The sequence below is a fragment of the Kocuria sp. CPCC 205263 genome, assembly GCF_040981075.1.
GTDB classification, from domain to species: domain Bacteria; phylum Actinomycetota; class Actinomycetes; order Actinomycetales; family Micrococcaceae; genus Kocuria; species Kocuria rosea.
Map to the genome: position 1 here is coordinate 1 of NZ_JAVKPV010000002.1, position 18,570 is coordinate 18,570.

Genomic DNA, 18,570 nt, shown 5'->3' on the forward strand with positions numbered 1-18,570 from the left:
GATGAGACCGAGGCGCTTGCGATGCGGCCCGGAGGTGAGGGGAGGCAGCGCAGCGGCTGCTTCCCGGGGTGAGGAGGTGGCCATCGGGAGTTCCTTTGCTCGGGCGCAACCGGTGCGCTCTTCACGGTGCTGACGGGTCGGACGCGTCGCGCGGTGCGTGACGCACGTCTCAGTGGTCCTGATGTCATTATGTTAGGACATATGGCCGGGCCGGGGAACCCCGGTGGGCAAATTCTTGTGATCGCCGCAACATTTCTCCGCCGAGGCCTTGCTCGGGTCGAAGCCGGAGGGCATCACCGCGACAGGGGCCCCGGCCGATGCCGCTAGACGAACAGCAGCACCGCCACGGCCGCAGGGGCCGTCCAGCGCAGCGACCTGCCGGTGAGGTTGTGCACCACGCCCAGTAGCGTGCAGCAGACCACGGCCGTGGCGACGGAGGCCCAGCCGCCGAGGACCAGCCCGGGCAGGGCGAGCAGGAGCCCGAGGACGAGCCCGCCCACCGGGGCGACCCGTGTCCAGGGGACCGGCCGGCGCAGCTCCACGGCCCGCTGCACGCACGTCAGGACCAGCGCAAGGAGCAGGGCCCGCCCCACGTGGTAGGCGGCGAAGCCCACCATGCCGAGCCACGCGCCCGTGCCGTACTCCGCGTAGAGGTCCAGGTAGAGCTGGATCGGCTGCACGCGCCACTCGCCCACGAGGAAGACGGGCAGGATCACCCCGAGCAGGACGGCCAGCACGAAGACGACCAGGGCCGTGGTGGTCCGCCGGTGGTCGACCGCGGACGAGGGGGAGGGGGCCGAGGGCGCAGGGGCCGCGGGGTCCGCCGCCCGGTGGCGCAGCCACGCCACGAGGCCCCGCTGGATCCCGAGCCACGCCGCGCCGAGGGTCAGCCAGGTGACGACCTGCCAGCCCAGCGGGTAGACGTCGGGGATCCCGCCCGTGAAGGTGAGCACCGTGCCGTCGACCACAGCCTCCAGCCCGAGGGCCACGAACGCGAAGGTCGCGATCGAGACGAGGAAGCCGGCATCGGCGGGGGCGAACGCCCGGTTCTCGGGGGAGTCGACAGAGCTCATGGGGCCAGTCAATCAAGAATCGCCGGGCCGCACGCGCGCGCCCCCGGTTGTGGCCGCAGTTTCAGCATGCACTACAGTCTCGTACAGGGAGTGCACCGGTACGTCCCGCGCCCGGAACGGCTCCGCGGAACGGCCCGGAGGCATCCTGCCGGCCCCGGCCGGGAGGATGCGGAGTGCTCCGTTCACCACCAGGTCGGAGGGCGACCCGCACACTGCCCGGGTCGCCGCCGCCCACGACTTCGACGAAGAAGGGCATTCACCCGTGGACCTGTTCGAATACCAGGCACGCGACCTGTTCGAGAAGCACGGCGTCCCCGTGCTCCAGGGCATCGTCGCGACCACCCCCGAAGAAGCAAGGGCCGCAGCCGAGAAAATCGGCGGGGTCACCGTCGTGAAGGCGCAGGTCAAGGTCGGAGGCCGCGGCAAGGCCGGCGGCGTCAAGGTCGCCAAGACCGCCGACGAGGCCTACGAGTACGCCCAGCAGATCCTCGGCATGGACATCAAGGGCCACACCGTCCACCGCGTCATGATCGCCCAGGGCGCGGACATCGCCGAGGAGTACTACTTCTCGATCCTGCTGGACCGCGCCAACCGCTCCTACCTGGCCATGTGCTCCGTCGAGGGCGGCGTGGAGATCGAGCAGCTCGCCGTCGAGCGGCCCGAGGCCCTCGCCCGCGTCGAGGTCGTCCCGACCGAGGGCATCACCGAGGCCAAGGCCCAGGAGATCGTCCGCGAGGCGAAGTTCGACGACGAGACCGCCGCGAAGGTGGTCCCCGTGCTCGTGAAGCTGTGGGACGTCTTCAAGAAGGAGGACGCCACGCTCGTCGAGGTCAACCCGCTGGTGAAGACCGGCGACGGGCAGGTCATCGCCCTCGACGGGAAGGTTACCCTCGACGAGAACGCGGAGTTCCGCCAGCCGGAGCACGCCTCCCTCGCCGACAAGTCCAGCGCCGACCCCCTGGAGGAGAAGGCCAAGGAGCACGACCTCAACTACGTCAAGCTCGACGGCGAGGTCGGCATCATCGGCAACGGCGCGGGCCTGGTGATGTCCACCCTGGACGTCGTCGCCTACGCCGGCGAGAAGCACGGCAACGTCAAGCCGGCCAACTTCCTGGACATCGGCGGCGGGGCCTCGGCCGAGGTCATGGCCGCCGGCCTGGACGTGATCCTCAACGACCCGCAGGTGAAGTCCGTGTTCGTCAACGTCTTCGGCGGCATCACCGCGTGCGACGCCGTGGCCAACGGCATCGTGAAGGCCCTCGAGATTCTCGGGGACGAGGAGGACAAGCCGCTCGTGGTCCGCCTGGACGGCAACAACGTCGAGGAGGGCCGGCGCATCCTGGCCGGCGCCAACCACCCGCTCGTCACCCTCGCCGAGACCATGGACGAGGGCGCGGACAAGGCCGCCGAGCTCGCCCACGCCGCCAACTGATCCGCCGACCGGACGAACACTTCTAAGGAACGAACAGCAATGTCAATCTTTTTGAACAAGGACTCCAAGGTCATCGTTCAGGGCATCACCGGCGGCGAGGGCACCAAGCACACCGGCCGCATGCTCGCGGCGGGGACGCAGGTCATGGGCGGCGTCAACGCCCGCAAGGCCGGCACCACCGTGGCCCACCAGGACAAGGACGGCAACAGCGTCGAGCTGCCGGTCTTCGGCACCGTCGCCGAGGCCGTCGAGAAGACCGGCGCGGACGTGTCGATCGTCTTCGTGCCGCCGGCCTTCACGAAGGACGCCGTGATCGAGGCCATCGACGCCTCGGTCCCGCTGGTGGTCGTCATCACCGAGGGCATCCCGGTGCAGGACTCCGCCGAGTTCTGGGCGTACGCGAAGTCGAGGACCGGTGCGGACGGTAAGCAGACCACCCGCATCATCGGCCCGAACTGCCCCGGCATCATCACCCCGGGCGAGTCGCTCGTCGGCATCACCCCGGCGAACATCACCGGCAAGGGCAAGATCGGCCTGGTCTCCAAGTCCGGCACCCTGACCTACCAGATGATGTACGAGCTGCGCGACATCGGCTTCACCACCGCCATCGGCATCGGCGGCGACCCGGTCATCGGCACCACCCACATCGACGCCCTAGAGGCGTTCGAGGCGGACCCCGAGACCGAGGCCATCGTGATGATCGGCGAAATCGGCGGCGACGCCGAGGAGCGCGCCGCGGACTTCATCAAGGCGAACGTCTCCAAGCCGGTCGTCGGCTACGTCGCCGGCTTCACCGCTCCCGAGGGCAAGACGATGGGCCACGCCGGCGCCATCGTCTCCGGTTCCTCGGGCACGGCGCAGGCCAAGAAGGAGGCCCTCGAGGCCGCGGGCGTGAAGGTCGGCAAGACCCCGTCCGAGACCGCCCAGCTGATGCGGGAGATCTTCGAGACCAAGTGATCCGGCGGGCTCCGACCTGTCGACCCGGCACGCGGGGAAGGCCCCGTCCGCGAACACCGTGGACGGGGCCTTCCCCGTGCTCCGGGCCGGCCGAGGAGTCAGAGTCGGCCTTCGAGGAACTGCGCGACGCCCTCGCCGAAGGACCAGTCCTCGCGGGTGTTCTCGGTGACGGAGACGATGAGGTCCTGCGGGTCCAGCCCGGTGCGTGCGCGGAGGCGGTCGGCCAGGGCCCGGTACATGGCCTGCTTCTGGGCCTCGTTGCGGCCCTGCTGGACCACCTGGACGATGACGAGGTCGTCGGTGCGGGTGAAGCCGAGGCCGGTGTCCTCGGCGATGATCTGGCCGGGCCGGTGCTCGGTGATGATCTGGTAGCGGTCGCGGGGCGGGGCCGCGAAGGTGTCGAGCATGACGTCCTGGACGGTGTCGGCGAGCTCGCGGAGCTGTTCGGGGGTTCGACGGTCTTCGGTGACGTCGATGCGCACGAGGGGCACGGATGGGTCCTTCCGGTGGATGGCACGTGGTGGACGACTGTTCCACCGTGCTCGAAAGTATGTCAAGACATTACGACAAATAGAAGACATGATGGGCGTCCCTTCGCCCCTTCGACGGCCCCGAATCGGGTTCCAGGGATCGTCGGGCGCGAAGTTAGACGGTATGTCTTTACAAACTGACCTGATGTCGTATTCTGGTTGTGATCCGGACCACTGATCGGCCGGGCGCACGGGATCCGCACCGTGACGCCGGTCCAGCACCAGAAAGCAGGTCACCATGGCGCAGCAGAGCGCGACCTCCACGACCGCCGGCGCGGCGGCGCAGCAGCAGAACCCCGTCCTCATCGGCACCGCCCCCGACTCCTGGGGCGTGTGGTTCGCCGACGACCCGAAGCAGACCCCCTGGGAGCGTTTCCTCGACGAGGTCGCCGAGGCGGGCTACTCCTGGATCGAGCTGGGTCCCTACGGCTACCTGCCCACGGACCCCTCCCGGCTCGCCGACGAGCTCGCCCAGCGCAACCTGAAGGTCTCGGCGGGCACCGTCTTCACGGCGTTCCACCGCGGCGCCGGCCAGTGGCAGGAGGCGTGGGAGCCCGCGCGGAAGGTCGCCGAGCTGACCGCCGCCGTGGGCGGCGAGCACATCGTGGTGATCCCGGCCATGTGGCGCGACGACGTGACGGGCCAGGCGCTCGAAAACGAGCACCTGAGCACCGAGCAGTGGGACGCGCTGTGCGAGGGCCACGACCGGCTGGGGAAGGTGCTGCGCGACGACTTCGGTCTGCAGCAGCAGTTCCACTCCCACGCCGACTCCCACGTGTGCGGCCAGCCCGACATCGAGACCTTCCTGCAGCGCACCGACCCCGAGCTGGTCACCCTGTGCCTGGACACCGGCCACGCCGAGTACGGGGGAGCGTCCTCCGCGGACCTGATCCGCAAGTACCCCGAGCGGATCGGCTACCTGCACCTGAAGCAGATCGACCCCGTAATCATGGAGCGCGTGCGCCGGGAGAACCTGACCTGGGCCGCCGCCAACCTGGCCGGCGTGATGGTCGAGCCGCCCGCCGGTCTGCCGGACCTCGCGGAGGTCATCGCGGAGGTGGAGAAGCTGGACCGGCCGATCTTCGGCATCGTCGAGCAGGACATGTACCCCGTCTCCTCCTTCGACGTCCCGCTGCCCATCGCCACCCGCACGCGCTCCTACCTGCTGGGCTGCGGCTCCCGCACCCGCGTCCGCTGACCCGTCCGCGCACCACAGACCTGGAGATCCGCCCATGAAGATCGCCCTCGATCCCACCCCGTTCCACGCCACTCACTCCCTGCTCGAGTTCCCGCAGCTCGCCGCGGACCTGGGCTACGACCACCTGCAGCTCACGCCGCACGCTGACTTCCTGCCCTTCTTCCACCACCCCAAGGCCGACGACCGGCTCGTCGCGGACCTGCGGGCGGCCTGCCGCGCCGCCGGGGTGCAGATCGCCTCCGTGCTGCCCGTGCTGCGCTGGTCCTCCCCAGACCCCGACGCCCGTGAGGCCGCCGTGCGGTACTGGAAGCGCGCCGTCCGGATGGCGGTGGACCTCGGGGTGCAGCAGATGAACACCGAGTTCTCCGGCCGGCCCGAACTGTCCGAGGAGTCCGAGCGCGCGTTCTACCGCTCCATGGAGGAGCTGCTGCCGCTCATCGAGGCGGAGGGCGTGCACATCGCGATCGACCCGCACCCCGACGACTTCGTGGAGCAGGGCCTGGCGGCGTGGCGGGTGATCCGGGGCGTGAACTCCCCGAACCTCGGCTTCGCCTACGTGGCCCCGCACACCTTCCACATGGAGGACGCGCCCCTGGACATCATGGCCGCGGTGGGCGACCGCCTGCGCGTGGTGCACGTGGCGGACACGATGGACCACCACCGCTCGCACGGGCTGCGCTACATCACCAACCCCCCGGGCAACGCGGCCCGGGTGCACCAGCACCTGAAGATCGGGGACGGCGACGTCGACTGGGACGAGTTCTTCGGCGGGCTGGCCACCAACGGCTTCCTCGACCGGGCGGACTCCGTGATGGTCTCCTCGGTCTTCGCCGAGGACGAGAGCGCGATGGAGGTCTCCCGCTACCAGCTGGCCCAGATGACCGAGCGCGCAGAGGCGGCCCGGAAGGCCGCCGCCCGCACCCCGCAGCACACCGAGCAGAGGACGGAGGCCCACGCGTGAGCTACGACGTCGTGACCCTGGGACGCATCAGCGTCGACATCTACCCCGACGACGTGGGCGTCGGACTCGAGGACGTGACCACGTTCCGCAAGTACCTCGGCGGATCGCCCTCCAACGTGGCGGTCGCCGCGGCCCGCCACGGCGAGTCCACCGCGGTGATCACCCGCACCGGCGACGACCCGTTCGGCACCTACCTGCACCGCGAGCTCGCCCGCTACGGCGTGGACGACCGGTTCGTGAGCGCCGTGCCGGGGCTGCAGACCCCCGCCACGTTCTGCGCGATCCGCCCGCCCGAGGACTTCCCGCTGTACTTCTACGGACGCTTCCCCACGGCCCCGGACCTGCAGATCCGGCCCGACGAGATCGACACCGAGGTCGTGCGCGACACGCGGATCCTGTGGTCCACCGTCACGGGCCTGTGCCAGGAGCCGTCCCGCGCGGCCCACTTCGCCGCGCACGAGGCCCGTCCCCGCGAGCAGCTGCGGGCCGACCAGCACACGATCCTGGACCTCGACTACCGGCCCATGTTCTGGGACACCGAGGAGGACGCCCGCGCGCAGGTCCACGAGCTGCTCCAGCACGTGACCATCGCCATCGGCAACGACAAGGAGTGCGCGGTGGCCGTGGGGGAGGGCACCCCCGACGAGCAGGCCGACCGGCTGCTGGAGGCCGGCGTGCGGATCGCCGTCGTCAAGCTCGGCCCCGAGGGGGTCATGGCCAAGACCCGCGACGAGCGCGTGGTCTCGGCCCCCGTCCCGGTGGAGACCGTCAACGGCCTCGGTGCCGGCGACTCCTTCGGCGGGGCCTTCTGCCACGGCATCAACCAGGGCTGGAGCCTCGAGCAGGTCCTCGACTACGCCAACGCCTCCGGCGCGATCGTGGCCTCGAAGATCTCGTGCTCCGACGCCATGCCCACCCCCGACGAGGTCTTCCAGCTGCTGCGCGAGCGCGGCCGCGCCGTACCCGAAGGAGCCACCCGATGACCACGACAACCCCCCTCGAGCTCGACACGGCGGACCCCCGCCGCTACGAGCACCTGACCCGGGTCCGGCTGGAGGACCCGCGCGCCGTCCAGCGCGCCGCCGACTCCCGCCGTCGTCACCCCGGACCCGTGCACGGGCGGCAGAACTTCGTCGTCGCCGCCGACCACGCGGCCCGCGGCGCCCTGCGGGTGCGCGGCGAGGCCGACGCCATGGCCGACCGGCGCAGCCTGCTCGACCGGCTGCAGATCGCCCTGGCGGACCCCCAGGTGGACGGCGTGCTCGCCTCCCCGGACGTGCTGGACGACCTGCTGCTGCTCGGGGCGCTCGAGGGCAAGCTCGTCTTCGGCTCCATGAACCGCGGCGGACTGCCCGGCCTCGTCAACGAGATCGACGACCGCTTCACGGGGCACACCGCCGAGGCCCTGGACCGGATCGGCGCCGACGGCGGCAAGATGCTCACCCGCATCTGCTTCGAGGACCCGCACACCACCTCCGTCCTGGAGAACACGGCCAGGGCGGTGGACTCCCTCGCCGCCCTGGGGCTCATCGCGATGGTGGAGCCATTCATCTCCCGGATCACCGGCACCGGCATCGTCAACGACCTCTCGGCCGACGCCGTCATCCAGTCCGTGGCGATCGCCCAGGGGCTCGGGGGAACCTCCGCGCACACGTGGATGAAGCTGCCCGTGGTTGAGGACATGGAGCGCGTCATGGCGGCCACCACCCTGCCCACGGTCCTGCTGGGCGGGGACCCGAGCGGCCGGCCGGACGAGGTCTTCGCGACCTGGGAGGCCGCCCTCGCGCTGCCCGGCGTCCAGGGCCTGACCGTCGGCCGCACCCTCCTCTACCCCGAGGACGGCGACGTCGCCGGCGCCGTGGCCACCGCCGCGTCCCTGCTCAAGGGGCACACCGTCGAGGAAGGAGCCGCCCGATGAGCACCCGCACCCTCTCCGTCTCCCAGGCGCTCGTGGAGTTCCTGGCCAACCAGTGGACCGTGGACCGGATCGGTGCCGAGGAGTACCGGCAGCGCACGATCCCGGGCATGTTCGGCATCTTCGGCCATGGCAACGTGGCCGGGGTGGGGCAGGCCCTGAAGCAGTACCAGGCCCAGGACCCCGCCCTGATGCCCTACTACCAGGGCCGCAACGAGCAGGCCCAGGTGCACCAGGCCGTCGGCTACGCCCGGCACACCCGGCGCCGGGCCACCTTCGCGGTGTCCACCTCGATCGGCCCCGGTGCCACCAACATGGTGACCGGCGCCGCCCTGGCCACCACGAACCGGCTGCCCGCGCTGCTGTTCCCCTCGGACCAGTTCGCCTCCCGGCGCCCGGATCCGGTGCTCCAGCAGCTCGAGCGGCCCGACGCCAACGACATCACCGTCAACGACGTCTTCCGGCCGGTCAGCCGCTACTTCGACCGCGTCTGGCGGCCGGAGCAGCTCTTCTCGGCGCTGCTCAACGGCATGCGGGTGCTCACGGACCCGGCCGAGACCGGCGCCGTGACGATCGCGCTCCCGCAGGACGTGCAGGCCGAGCCGCTCGAGGTGCCCGAGGAGTTCCTCGCCCCCCGGGAGTGGCGGATCCGTCGGCCGGCTCCCGAGGAGGAGGACGTCCGCGCGGCCGTCGCGGCGATCCGCGCGGCCGAGCGGCCCGTGGTCATCGCCGGCGGCGGGGTGCACTACTCCTTCGCCACCGAGGCGCTGGCCGAGTTCGCCGAGACCACCGGGATCCCCGTGACCTACACCCAGGCGGGTGTGGGGGTCATGGACTGGGACCACCCACTGTGCCTCGGGGCCGTCGGCTCCACCGGCTCCACGGCCTCCAACGCCGTGGTCGCCGACGCCGACCTGGTCATCGGCATCGGCACCCGGTACGAGGACTTCACCACCGCGTCCCGCACCGCGTTCCAGCACCCGGACGTGCGCTTCGTCAACATCAACGTCGCGGCGTTCGACGCCTACAAGCAGGGCACCGCCGTGCCGGTCGTCGCCGACGCCCGCAAGACGCTCGTCGAACTGACGAGGGCCCTCGGCGGGTACCGGGTCGGTGCGGACCTCGCCGAGACCGTCGAGGCCGAGAAGCAGCGTTGGGACGCGACCGTGGACGCGGCGTTCTCCGAGCGGCACCTGCCGCTGCCCAGCCAGAACGAGATTATCGGGGCCGTCAACGAGGCCATGGACGACCGCGACGTCGTCGTGTGCGCGGCGGGCTCGCTGCCCGGTGACCTGCACAAGATGTGGCGGGTCAAGGACGCCTTCGGCTACCACGTCGAGTACGCGTTCTCCTGCATGGGCTACGAGATCGCCGGCGGGCTCGGGGTCAAGCGGGCCGCCGTGGCCGAGGCGGAGCGGGCCGGGACGCCGCAGGACGCGCGCGACGTCGTCGTCATGGTCGGGGACGGCTCCTACCTGATGATGCACACCGAGCTCGTCACGGCCGTGGCCGAGGGGCTCAAGCTCGTGGTGGTGCTGATCCAGAACCACGGCTACGCCTCGATCGGCGCGCTCTCGGAGCAGCTGGGGTCCCAGCGCTTCGGCACGAAGTACCGCTACCTCGACGGGCAGCGGCACAGCTTCGACGACGGCTCGACGCTGCCGATCGACCTCGCCACGAACGCCGAGTCCCTCGGCGTGCGCGTGCTGCGGGTCGAGCCCGGCGAGGGCGTGATCGACCGGCTGCAGGCGGCCGTGGCCGAGGCCAAGGCCGTGCCCGAGGGCTCCGGTCCCGTGCTCGTGCACGTGGAGTCGGACCCGCTGATCGACGCGCCCAGCTCCGAGTCCTGGTGGGACGTGCCCGTCACGGGCACCGCCACCCTCGAGTCCACGAACGAGGCCTACGAGGTCTACCAGCAGCACAAGGCCCGGCAGCGTCCGCTGCTGGGGAACTGAAGGAGGAATCCCATGACCCAGCAGACCCAGCAGCAGATCCAGCACGTCGAGCACTTCATCGCCGGGGCCCGCACGCCCGGCACCGGTGACCGCACCCAGGAGATCTACAACCCCGCCACCGGGCAGGTGTCCGGCATCCTGCACCTGGCCACCGAGGAGGACCTGCAGACCACGGTGGCCGCGGCGCGGAAGGCCGCCGACTCGTGGGGCGACGTGTCCCTGGCCAAGCGCACCGCCGTGCTGTTCAAGTTCCGTGAGCTCGTGGCCGCCCACACCGACGACCTCGCCGCCCTGATCACCGCCGAGCACGGCAAGGTGCTCTCCGACGCCAAGGGCGAGGTGGGCCGCGGCCTCGAGGTCGTCGAGTTCGCCTGCGGGATCGCCGAGCAGCTCAAGGGGGAGTACTCCGACCAGTTCTCCACCGGCATCGACGTCTACTCCTTCCGCCAGCCCCTCGGTGTCGTCGCGGGCATCACCCCGTTCAACTTCCCCGTCATGGTGCCGCTGTGGATGGCCCCGGTGGCGATCGCCACCGGCAACGCCTTCATCCTCAAGCCCTCCGAGCGCGACCCCTCCCCGGCCCTGCTGATCGCCGAGCTGTGGCAGCGGGCCGGACTGCCGGACGGGGTGTTCCAGGTGCTGCACGGCGGCAAGGAGGCCGTGGACGGGCTGCTGACCCACCCGGACGTGGACGGCATCTCGTTCGTGGGCTCCACCCCGATCGCGCAGTACGTGCACGAGACCGCGACCAAGCACGGCAAGCGCGTCCAGGCCCTCGGCGGGGCGAAGAACCACGCGATCGTGCTGCCGGACGCGGACATGGACTCCGCGGCCGACAACCTCACGGCGGCCGCCTTCGGCTCCGCCGGGGAGCGCTGCATGGCCGTGTCCGTGGCCGTGGCCGTCGGCGAGGCCGCGGACCTGCTCGTGGACAAGCTGGCCGCCCGCGCCAAGAACATCACCGTGGGCAACGGCATGGACGCCTCCTCCGACATGGGCCCGGTCATCACCCCCGCCTCCCGGGACCGCGTGCGCCGGATCGTCACCGCCGCCGAGCAGGACGGCGCCGCCGTCGTCGTGGACGGCCGGGACCTGATCGTGAAGGACCACGAGGACGGCTTCTTCGTCGGCCCCACCGTCCTGGACAAGGTCCGGAAGGACATGCAGGCCTACGAGGAGGAGATCTTCGGGCCCGTCCTCGTGGTGCTGCGCGTGGACACCCTGGACGAGGGCATCGAGGTCATCAACGCCAACCCCTACGGCAACGGCACCGCGATCTTCACCTCCTCCGGCGCCTACGCCCGCCAGTTCAAGCGCCGCGTGACCGTGGGCATGATCGGCGTCAACGTCCCGATCCCCGTGCCCGTCGCCTGGCACTCCTTCGGCGGCTGGAAGGCCTCGCTGTTCGGCGACCACCACATCTACGGGCCCGACGGGGTGCGCTTCTACACCCGCGGCAAGGCCGTCACCGAGCGGTGGCCCGAGCCGCACCACGCCTCGGGGGCGTCCTTCGCGTTCCCGTCCTCGTCCGACCACTGACCCGCACGTCACCCCGCTCCCGCCGGTCCCCGGACCGGCGGGAGCGCCCCGCACATCCCGCCCCGCAGGGGCGGCGGAAGGAGAACACCATGAACACCCCGTTGCGCGTAGCCGTCGTCGGAGCCGGCCGCATGGGCGCCGACCACATCGAACGCATCCACCGCCGGATCAACGGCGCCGAGATCGCCGCCGTCGTCGACATCGACCGGGCCCGGGCCGAGGCCGCCATCGCCCACATCCCCGGCGCGGTCGCCCACACGGACTTCCAGGAGGTGCTCGACCGGGACGACATCGACGCCGCCCTCATCGCCACCCCCGGGTTCCTGCACGAGCAGGTGCTGCTGTCCGCGATCGAGCACGGGCTGCCCACGCTGTGCGAGAAGCCGCTGACCCCGGACGCGGAGTCCTCCTGGCGCGTGGTCGAGGCCGAGGTGGCCGCCGGCCGGCAGCTGATCCAGGTCGGCTTCATGCGCCGCTTCGACGCGGGCTATCTCGCCCTGCGCCGGATGATCGAGGAGCAGACCTACGGGGAGCTGCTGACCCTGCACCACCAGCACCGCAACCCGACCACCCCGCCCGGGTTCACCAACGAGATGATCATCAACGACTCCGTGGTGCACGAGTTCGACGCCGTGCGCTTCTTCACCGGGGAGGAGATCACCTCGGTCCAGGTCCGGATCGGGCGCTCCACCCGCAACGCCCCGGAGGGCCAGAAGGACCCGCAGATGGTGCTGATGGAGACCGAGTCCGGGATCCTCGCCCAGGTAGAGGCCTACGTCAACGCGCAGTTCGGCTACCAGGTCGCCACGCAGGCGTCCTTCGAGACCGGCGTGGTGGGCATCGGCGGCGACAGCGAGCCCTACGTCCGCACGGCCGGCACCTGGGGCGGCAGCGTCACCCCGGGCTTCGAGGAGCGCTTCGTCGAGGCCTACGACCGCGAGATCCAGGCGTGGGTCGACGCGGCTGCGCGCGGGCAGATCGGCGGTCCCTCGGCGTGGGACGGCTACGCCACGGCCGCGTGCTGCGAGGCCGGCGTCCGGGCGCAGGCCAGCGGGGAGATCGTGCCCGTGCGGATGCAGCCCAGGCCGGAGCTCTACAGCACGGCACCGGTGGCCGCCCGCGCCTGAGCGGCAGCGGGGGCCGGCGTCAGGGCGCGGCGGGGCGACGGCCCCGCCGCGCCCTGACGCGTTTCCCCGGCGCGGCGGCGGGGCGCTGGCAGGGCGCCGCCGTCACCCGGTCGCGCGGGGTGCCGCCGTGGAGCCGCGGACGACCAGCTCGGGCTCGAGCAGGACCGCCGCCCCCGTGTCCGGGCCCCCGCCGATCCGGGCCACCAGCCGCTCGGCGGCCACCGCGCCGATCTCCGCGTTGCGGCTGTCGACGGTGGTTAGCCGCAGGAGGTGGGTGGAGGCGATGGGGGAGTCGTCGTAGCCGACCACCGAGAGCTCCTGCGGCACGCGCATCCCGCGCTCACCGGCCGCCGCGAGCGCCCCCATGGCCATGGTGTCGTTGGCGGCGAAGACCGCCGTGGTCTCCGGAGCGGCGTCGAGCAGGCGCACCGCGGCGACGTAGCCGTCCTCCTCCGTGGTGGCACCGTGTCCGGCGACGGTGCGGGGGTCGAGGCCGGCCGCGGCCATCGCCGCCGCGAAGCCCTCCGCCCGCAGCCGGGCCGCTCCGCCGCCGCCCGTGAGGTGGCCGATGCCGCGGTGGCCGAGGCCGATCAGGTGCTCCGTCGCCAGGCGCGCGCCGAGCCGGTCGTCGTTGGCGACTACCTCGGCACCCGGCACCACGCCCTCCCGGTGGCCGGCCACCACGACGGGCAGCCCCTCGGGCACGCGCATGGCCCCGGTCGGTTCGGTGGCGATCACCAGCCCGTCGACGCGCATCGACAGGAAGCCGTCCAGCGGGTGCGCCTCCACGTGCGCGTTGAGCGTGTGGTCGGCGACCGCGATCCGCAGCCCGTGCGGCGCCAGGCCCTCCTGCAGACCGCGCAGCAGCTCCACGAACCAGAGGTTCCGCCAGTCGTCGATGACCACCCCGATGGTGCGCGTCGTCGCCCCGGCCAGCGCCGCGGCGGCCTGGCTGGGGCGGTAGCCCAGCCGCTCCACCGCCTCCAAGACGGCGGTCCGCCGGGCCTCCGAGACGCTGGGGGAGCCGCGCAGGACGAGGGACACCAAGGACTTGGAGACGCCCGCGCTCCGGGCGACGTCGTAGATGGTGGGCGGTCGAGTGTTCACCACAGCATTGTCCCTGATCGCTCTCCCGAATTTGTCCTGACAAATCTCTTGACCCGGTCCGCGGAAGATCCTACGCTCGTTGGAGCGCTCCAATCGTGACCGGTGCCACAGGGCCCGGAGCGACGGCCGCTCTCCCTTCGTGTTCATCCCGTTCCCGAACCGTCCTCGTCCCGTCCCCAGTCCAGGAGAGAAACATGACCGACAGCATCGGCATCGCCGTCATCGGCGCCGGCATGGCAGGCCAGGCCCACGCGGCCGCCTACCGCGTGGCCCCCACGCTCTACGACCCCGTCCTGCCCCCGCTGCGCTACGTCGCCATCGGCGACGTCAACGAGACGCTGGGGGCTCACGTGGCCCGCCGCTACGGCTACGAGAAGGCACTGGGGTCCTGGGAGGCGGTCGCGGAGGACCCGGAGATCGACGTGGTCAGCGTCGTCATCGCGAACCGCTTCCACCGCCGGGCGGTCGAGGGCCTGCTGGAGGCCGGCAAGCACGTGCTGTGCGAGAAGCCGCTCAGCGACACCCTCGAGGACGCCCGGGCCATGGCCCGCGCCGCCGAGCGGGCCGAATCCATCGCCCGGATCGGCTTCACGTTCCGGCGCACGCCCGGCATCGCCGCGATCCGCGGTCTCATCCAGGACGGCACCCTGGGCAAGGTCCTGCACTTCAGCGGCCGCTACTGGACCGACTACGGGTTCAACCCGAAGGCCCCGATGAGCTGGCGCTACAAGGGCGGTCCCGGCTCCGGGGCCCTGGCCGACGTCGGCAGCCACCTGGCCTACGTCGCTGAGTTCCTCTGCGGCGACATCGCCTCCGTGTCCGGCGGCCGGCTGGCCACGGCCGTTACCGAGCGGCCGCTGCCGTTGGGCGCGGTGACCGGCCATCACCTGGTGGAGGTCAGCGACACGTTCGAGCCGGTGGAGAACGACGACTACGCCGCGTTCTCGGCGGAGTTCGCCTCCGGCGCCGGCAGCCTCGAGGTCTCCCGGGTGGCCGCCGGGCACCCGAACACCCTGACCTTCGAGGTGTTCTGCGAGAAGGGCGCGGCGCGGTTCAACCAGTTGCGCCCGGCCGAGATCGAGCTGTTCCTCCACGAGGGAGCGGAGGCCACCAACGGCTACCGCACCGTCAACCTGGGCCCCGGCCATGCCTACCTGTCGCAGGGGCTGGCCATGGACGCCCCCGGCGTCGGGTTCGGCCAGAACGACGCCTTCGGCTACCAGGCCCGCGCCTTCCTCGAGGAGGTCGCCGGTGTTGACGAGTCCGTCTCGCTGCCGCGCAACGCCTCCTTCGACGAGGGTGTGCACAACATGGAGATCCTGGCGGCCGCTGTGGATTCGGCTGCCAATCACGGAAAGAAGGTCGTCCTGTGAAGCTCGGTGTCTACAACGCGATCCTGCACGACCGACCCCTGCCCGAGGCTTTGAAGGTCATCGCGGACCTGGGTCTGACCGGCATCGAGATCAACACCGGCGGGTTCCTGCCGGCCGTCCACGTGCCGAACATGGATCAGATCCTGGAGAGCGACGCGGCCCGCGACGACTATCTCGCGATCTTTGAGGGCACCGGCGTCTCGATCGCGGGCCTCAACTGCAACGGCAATCCGCTGCACCCCAAGCAGGAGATCGGCGAGAAGCACGCCGAGGACATCCGCCGCTCCATCCGGCTGGCCGAGCGCCTGGGTGAGACCCGGGTGGTCACCATGTCCGGGCTGCCCGGCGGGGAGCCGGGGGCCACCGTGCCCAACTGGGTCGTCAACGCCTGGAACTCCGGCGCCCTGGACATCCTGGACTACCAGTGGGGTCTCGTCGCCGACTTCTGGCGGGAGACCGACCGCATGGCCGCCGACCACGGCGTGAAGGTGGCCCTGGAGCTGCACCCGCAGAACGTCGTGTTCAACACCGCCGATGTCCGCAAGCTCATCGAGCTGACCGGCGCCACGCACGTGGGCGTCGAGCTCGACGCCTCGCACCTGTTCTGGCAGCAGATGGACCCGGTCGCCGTGGTCCGCGAACTCGGCCCGCTGATTTTCCACGCGGCCGCGAAGGACGTGCGGATCAACACGGAGAACGCCGCGCTCTACGGTGTGCTGGACAACAGCTTCCGCCGCCTCGCGCCCGAGGAGGACCGTACCAACCTCGGTGGCGACGAGTGGGCCAACGAGTGGCCGAAGGACTCCGCCTGGGACTTCGTGGCGCTGGGCCGCGGCCACGACACCGCGTACTGGGCCGAGTTCCTCACCGCCCTGCACGAGGTGGACCCGGACATGGCGGTCAACATCGAGCACGAGGACGTCTCCCTGGGCCGCATCGAGGGTCTCGAGATCGCCGCCGGCGTCCTGAAGGACGCCGCCGCGTCCGTCGGCGCCCTGCGCTGACACCGTCCACGGACGACGACAGGGCCCCCTCCGGGTGGAGGGGGCCCTGTCGCGCACCTGGGCCGGTGGAGCGGGGGCTCAGAACTCCTCGTACTCCTCGGGGTCCTGGCCCCAGATGCGACCCTGCTCCAACCTGTCGACGGCGGCCATCTGCTCGGGACTGAGCTCGAAGTTCAGTTCCCGGTTGACGCGGCGTCGCTCCGGGTTCGCGGAGGTGGGATCGGGACGACCCCCTGCTGGACGTGCCAGCGCAGCACGACCTGACCGGTCCCGACGCCATGGGCGCGGGCGATCTCCTCCAGCGCCGGTTCGGCCAGCAGGGCCCCGCCCCGCCCGAGCGGGCTCCAGCTCTGCGTGAGGATGCCGTGCTCGGCGTGGAACTGCCGCTGCGGGCGCTGTCCGAAATAGGGGTGCATCTCGATCTGGTTCACCGCCGGGGTCACCCCGGTGGCCTCCTGCAGGTGGGTGATGTGGGCGGAGGTGAAGTTGGAGACGCCGATGGAGCGGACCAGTCCTTCCTCGCGCATCTCGATCATGGCCCGCCAGGTGTCGACGTAGCGGTCGAGCCGGGGCAGGGGCCAGTGGATGAGCAGCAGGTCGATGCGCTCCAGGCCGAGGTGCTCCAGAGAAGTGCGCACGGACTCCCGAGCCCCCTCGTAGCCGTGGTGGCGGCCGGGGATCTTGGTGGTCACCACGATCTCCTCTCGCGGGACGAACGAGCGGGCGATGCCGCGGCCCACGGCCTGCTCGTTGCCGTAGCTCAGGGCGGTGTCCAGCAGCCGGTAGCCCAGATCCAAGGCGTGCTCGGTGACTGCGGCGGAGTCCACCTCTTCGTGCGGGAAGGTGCCGAAGCCGAGGGCCGGCAGGGTCGTGGCGTCGCTGAGCGGGCGTTCGGGCAGAGCGGTCATGGTGTCCTCTGTCCTGAAGGGGGGCGGGGTGGCGCCGGGACGGTGGTGGCGTGCCCGCTGACGTGCTCGGCCACCGAAGGTGGGAGCAGCAGCGCACTGACCAGGGGCAGCAGGAGCAGGGCCGCCATGACGGCGAAGGCCGCCCGGTACGGGAGCAGGTCCCCGGCCTCGGGGAGAATTCCGGCACCGGCCGAGGCCAGCTGCAGGACGAGGGCTCCCACGGCGATCCCCAGCCCGGTGGCCAGCTGCGCGCTGGTGGCGGACAGGGTGTTCGCTGAGGAGATCTGCGCCGGTTCCACGTCGGCGAACTGCAGGGAGTTGTAGGCGGTGAACCCGATCGAGCGCAGCGCCCCGCTGGCCAGCAGCAGCATGGCGACGAGCCACAGGGGCGTGCCCGGAGCCAGGAGCAGGAATGCCGCGATGCAGACCGCGCCGCCGGACACGGAGGCGATGAGGACGGTGCGGAACCCGAACCGGCGCAGCAGCGGGGTGGTGGCCGGCTTGACGCCCACGTTGCCGAGGAACACCGCGGTGACGAGCAGACCGGACTCCACGGGCGACCGGCCGAAGCCGTCCTGGAACAGCAGCGGCAGCAGGAACGGGACCGAGCTGACGACCGCCCGGTACACGAAGCCGCCCGAGTTCGCCGCCCGGTAGCCAGCGATCCGGTAGACCCGCAGGTCCAGCAGGGGGTTCGCGGCGCGCAGCAGCCAGCGCACGGCGACGGCCCCGCTGAGGGCCGCGACACACAGCAGCCCGACCGCGGTGCCGGCCCACCCGGCGTGCGGGACGAGCTGCAGACCGGCGACCAGGCCGAACACGGCGACCGTGCACCACAGCAGCCCCGGCACGTCGAGGGACCGGCGTTCGGTCTCCGTGTCGCGGACGAGCCGCAGCGCCGCGACGAGGGCCGCAGCGCCCACCGGGACGTTGATCAGGAAGATCCAATGCCAGCTCGCCCAGGAGGTCAGCAGCCCGCCCACGAGCGGGGCCAGCACGGGCGCGAGCAGCGCCGGCCACGTGATCCAGGCGATGGCCCGCAGCAGATCGCGCCGGTCCGTGGCGCGCAGGACGATGAGCTGCCCGACCGGGACCATCATGGCCCCGCCGAGGCCCTGAAGGACCCGCGCGGCCACCAGTGCCGGGAGGCTGCCGCCGGCGGCGCACAGGAGGGAGGCGAGCGTGAAGACGACGATGGATGCGCAGAACACCCGCCGGGGCCCGAACCGACCGGCGAGCCAGCCGCCCACGGGGATGAACGTGGCCACCGTGACGAGGTAGACGGTCATCGCGAGGCTGATTTCGGCGCTGCCGACGCCTAGATCGGCCGCGATGCTCGGCGCCGCGGTGACGAGGATCGTGCCGTCGAGGTGCTCCATGAACAGCACGGTGGACACGAGCAGCGCGAGCCGGCGGCTCCACGTGCGGGCGGTCCCGTCGTCCGGGGGACGACTCCGGGTGCGGTCGCCCGGACGGATCGGCACGGAACCG

General features: G+C 71.4%; 16 protein-coding genes. 11 read left to right on the plus strand and 5 right to left on the minus strand.

Annotated elements, in window-relative coordinates:
* Positions 1 to 323: 323 nt before the first annotated feature.
* Positions 324 to 1,073, minus strand: coding sequence for a hypothetical protein (locus tag RF647_RS02475; RefSeq protein WP_368810356.1), 750 nt, complete (start codon positions 1,071 to 1,073; stop codon positions 324 to 326).
* A 262-nt stretch (positions 1,074 to 1,335) separates the two neighbouring features.
* Here RF647_RS02475 and sucC point away from each other — a divergent pair, with 262 nt between their 5' ends.
* Both sucC and sucD read left to right on the plus strand, forming a co-directional pair.
* The gene (gene sucC / locus RF647_RS02480; RefSeq protein ID WP_017832728.1) at positions 1,336 to 2,505 is read left to right on the plus strand and encodes an ADP-forming succinate--CoA ligase subunit beta; all 1,170 of its coding nucleotides are present in this window, start codon (positions 1,336 to 1,338) and stop codon (positions 2,503 to 2,505) included.
* Positions 2,506 to 2,544: 39 nt separating this feature from the next.
* The gene (gene sucD / locus RF647_RS02485) at positions 2,545 to 3,462 is read left to right on the plus strand and encodes a succinate--CoA ligase subunit alpha (RefSeq protein WP_031282624.1); all 918 of its coding nucleotides are present in this window, start codon (positions 2,545 to 2,547) and stop codon (positions 3,460 to 3,462) included.
* Positions 3,463 to 3,560: 98 nt separating this feature from the next.
* Here sucD and RF647_RS02490 read toward each other — a convergent pair whose 3' ends face one another.
* Positions 3,561 to 3,953, minus strand: coding sequence for a tautomerase family protein (locus RF647_RS02490; protein WP_368810357.1), 393 nt, complete (start codon positions 3,951 to 3,953; stop codon positions 3,561 to 3,563).
* Positions 3,954 to 4,230: 277 nt separating this feature from the next.
* On the opposite strand from RF647_RS02490, the gene RF647_RS02495 reads away from it, so the two are divergent.
* The 7 genes from RF647_RS02495 (at position 4,231) to RF647_RS02525 (ending at position 12,687) form a co-directional block, all read left to right on the plus strand.
* Positions 4,231 to 5,190 (plus strand): sugar phosphate isomerase/epimerase family protein, encoded by a 960-nt coding sequence (locus RF647_RS02495; RefSeq protein ID WP_368810358.1) that lies wholly within the window; start codon positions 4,231 to 4,233, stop codon positions 5,188 to 5,190.
* Between the two features lie 34 nt (positions 5,191 to 5,224).
* Positions 5,225 to 6,151 (plus strand): sugar phosphate isomerase/epimerase family protein, encoded by a 927-nt coding sequence (locus tag RF647_RS02500; protein WP_368810359.1) that lies wholly within the window; start codon positions 5,225 to 5,227, stop codon positions 6,149 to 6,151.
* The gene (gene iolC, locus RF647_RS02505) at positions 6,148 to 7,134 is read left to right on the plus strand and encodes a 5-dehydro-2-deoxygluconokinase (protein WP_368810360.1); all 987 of its coding nucleotides are present in this window, start codon (positions 6,148 to 6,150) and stop codon (positions 7,132 to 7,134) included. The genes RF647_RS02500 and iolC overlap by 4 nt, the downstream gene beginning before the upstream one ends.
* Positions 7,131 to 8,069, plus strand: a complete 939-nt coding sequence (locus tag RF647_RS02510; RefSeq protein ID WP_035926938.1) for a hypothetical protein — start codon at positions 7,131 to 7,133, stop codon at positions 8,067 to 8,069. The genes iolC and RF647_RS02510 overlap by 4 nt, the downstream gene beginning before the upstream one ends.
* A complete protein-coding gene (gene iolD / locus RF647_RS02515) occupies positions 8,066 to 10,021 on the plus strand; it encodes a 3D-(3,5/4)-trihydroxycyclohexane-1,2-dione acylhydrolase (decyclizing) (RefSeq protein ID WP_368810361.1) in 1,956 nt (651 codons plus the stop codon). The genes RF647_RS02510 and iolD overlap by 4 nt, the downstream gene beginning before the upstream one ends.
* Before the next feature lie 12 nt (positions 10,022 to 10,033).
* Positions 10,034 to 11,560, plus strand: coding sequence for a CoA-acylating methylmalonate-semialdehyde dehydrogenase (locus RF647_RS02520; RefSeq protein WP_368810362.1), 1,527 nt, complete (start codon positions 10,034 to 10,036; stop codon positions 11,558 to 11,560).
* Between the two features lie 89 nt (positions 11,561 to 11,649).
* Complete coding sequence (locus tag RF647_RS02525) at positions 11,650 to 12,687, plus strand: Gfo/Idh/MocA family protein (protein WP_368810363.1); 1,038 nt, start codon at positions 11,650 to 11,652, stop codon at positions 12,685 to 12,687.
* Between the two features lie 102 nt (positions 12,688 to 12,789).
* Here the strand turns inward: RF647_RS02525 and RF647_RS02530 are convergent, their stop codons facing one another.
* On the minus strand, positions 12,790 to 13,797 hold the full coding sequence (locus RF647_RS02530; protein ID WP_368810364.1) for a LacI family DNA-binding transcriptional regulator: 1,008 nt from the start codon (positions 13,795 to 13,797) through the stop codon (positions 12,790 to 12,792).
* 191 nt (positions 13,798 to 13,988) lie between these two features.
* Between RF647_RS02530 and RF647_RS02535 the strand changes: the two genes are divergently transcribed.
* Complete coding sequence (locus tag RF647_RS02535; protein ID WP_368810365.1) at positions 13,989 to 15,167, plus strand: Gfo/Idh/MocA family protein; 1,179 nt, start codon at positions 13,989 to 13,991, stop codon at positions 15,165 to 15,167.
* Positions 15,164 to 16,171 (plus strand): sugar phosphate isomerase/epimerase family protein, encoded by a 1,008-nt coding sequence (locus RF647_RS02540; RefSeq protein ID WP_368810366.1) that lies wholly within the window; start codon positions 15,164 to 15,166, stop codon positions 16,169 to 16,171. The genes RF647_RS02535 and RF647_RS02540 overlap by 4 nt, the downstream gene beginning before the upstream one ends.
* Positions 16,172 to 16,344: 173 nt before the next feature.
* Here RF647_RS02540 and RF647_RS02545 read toward each other — a convergent pair whose 3' ends face one another.
* Positions 16,345 to 17,079 carry an aldo/keto reductase gene (locus tag RF647_RS02545; RefSeq protein WP_368810367.1) on the minus strand — a complete coding sequence of 245 codons (735 nt, stop codon included), beginning with the start codon at positions 17,077 to 17,079 and terminating at the stop codon, positions 16,345 to 16,347.
* Positions 17,076 to 18,563: an MFS transporter gene (locus tag RF647_RS02550; RefSeq protein ID WP_368810368.1), complete on the minus strand. Its 1,488-nt coding sequence runs from the start codon at positions 18,561 to 18,563 to the stop codon at positions 17,076 to 17,078. The genes RF647_RS02545 and RF647_RS02550 overlap by 4 nt, the downstream gene beginning before the upstream one ends.
* Positions 18,564 to 18,570: the final 7 nt, after the last annotated feature.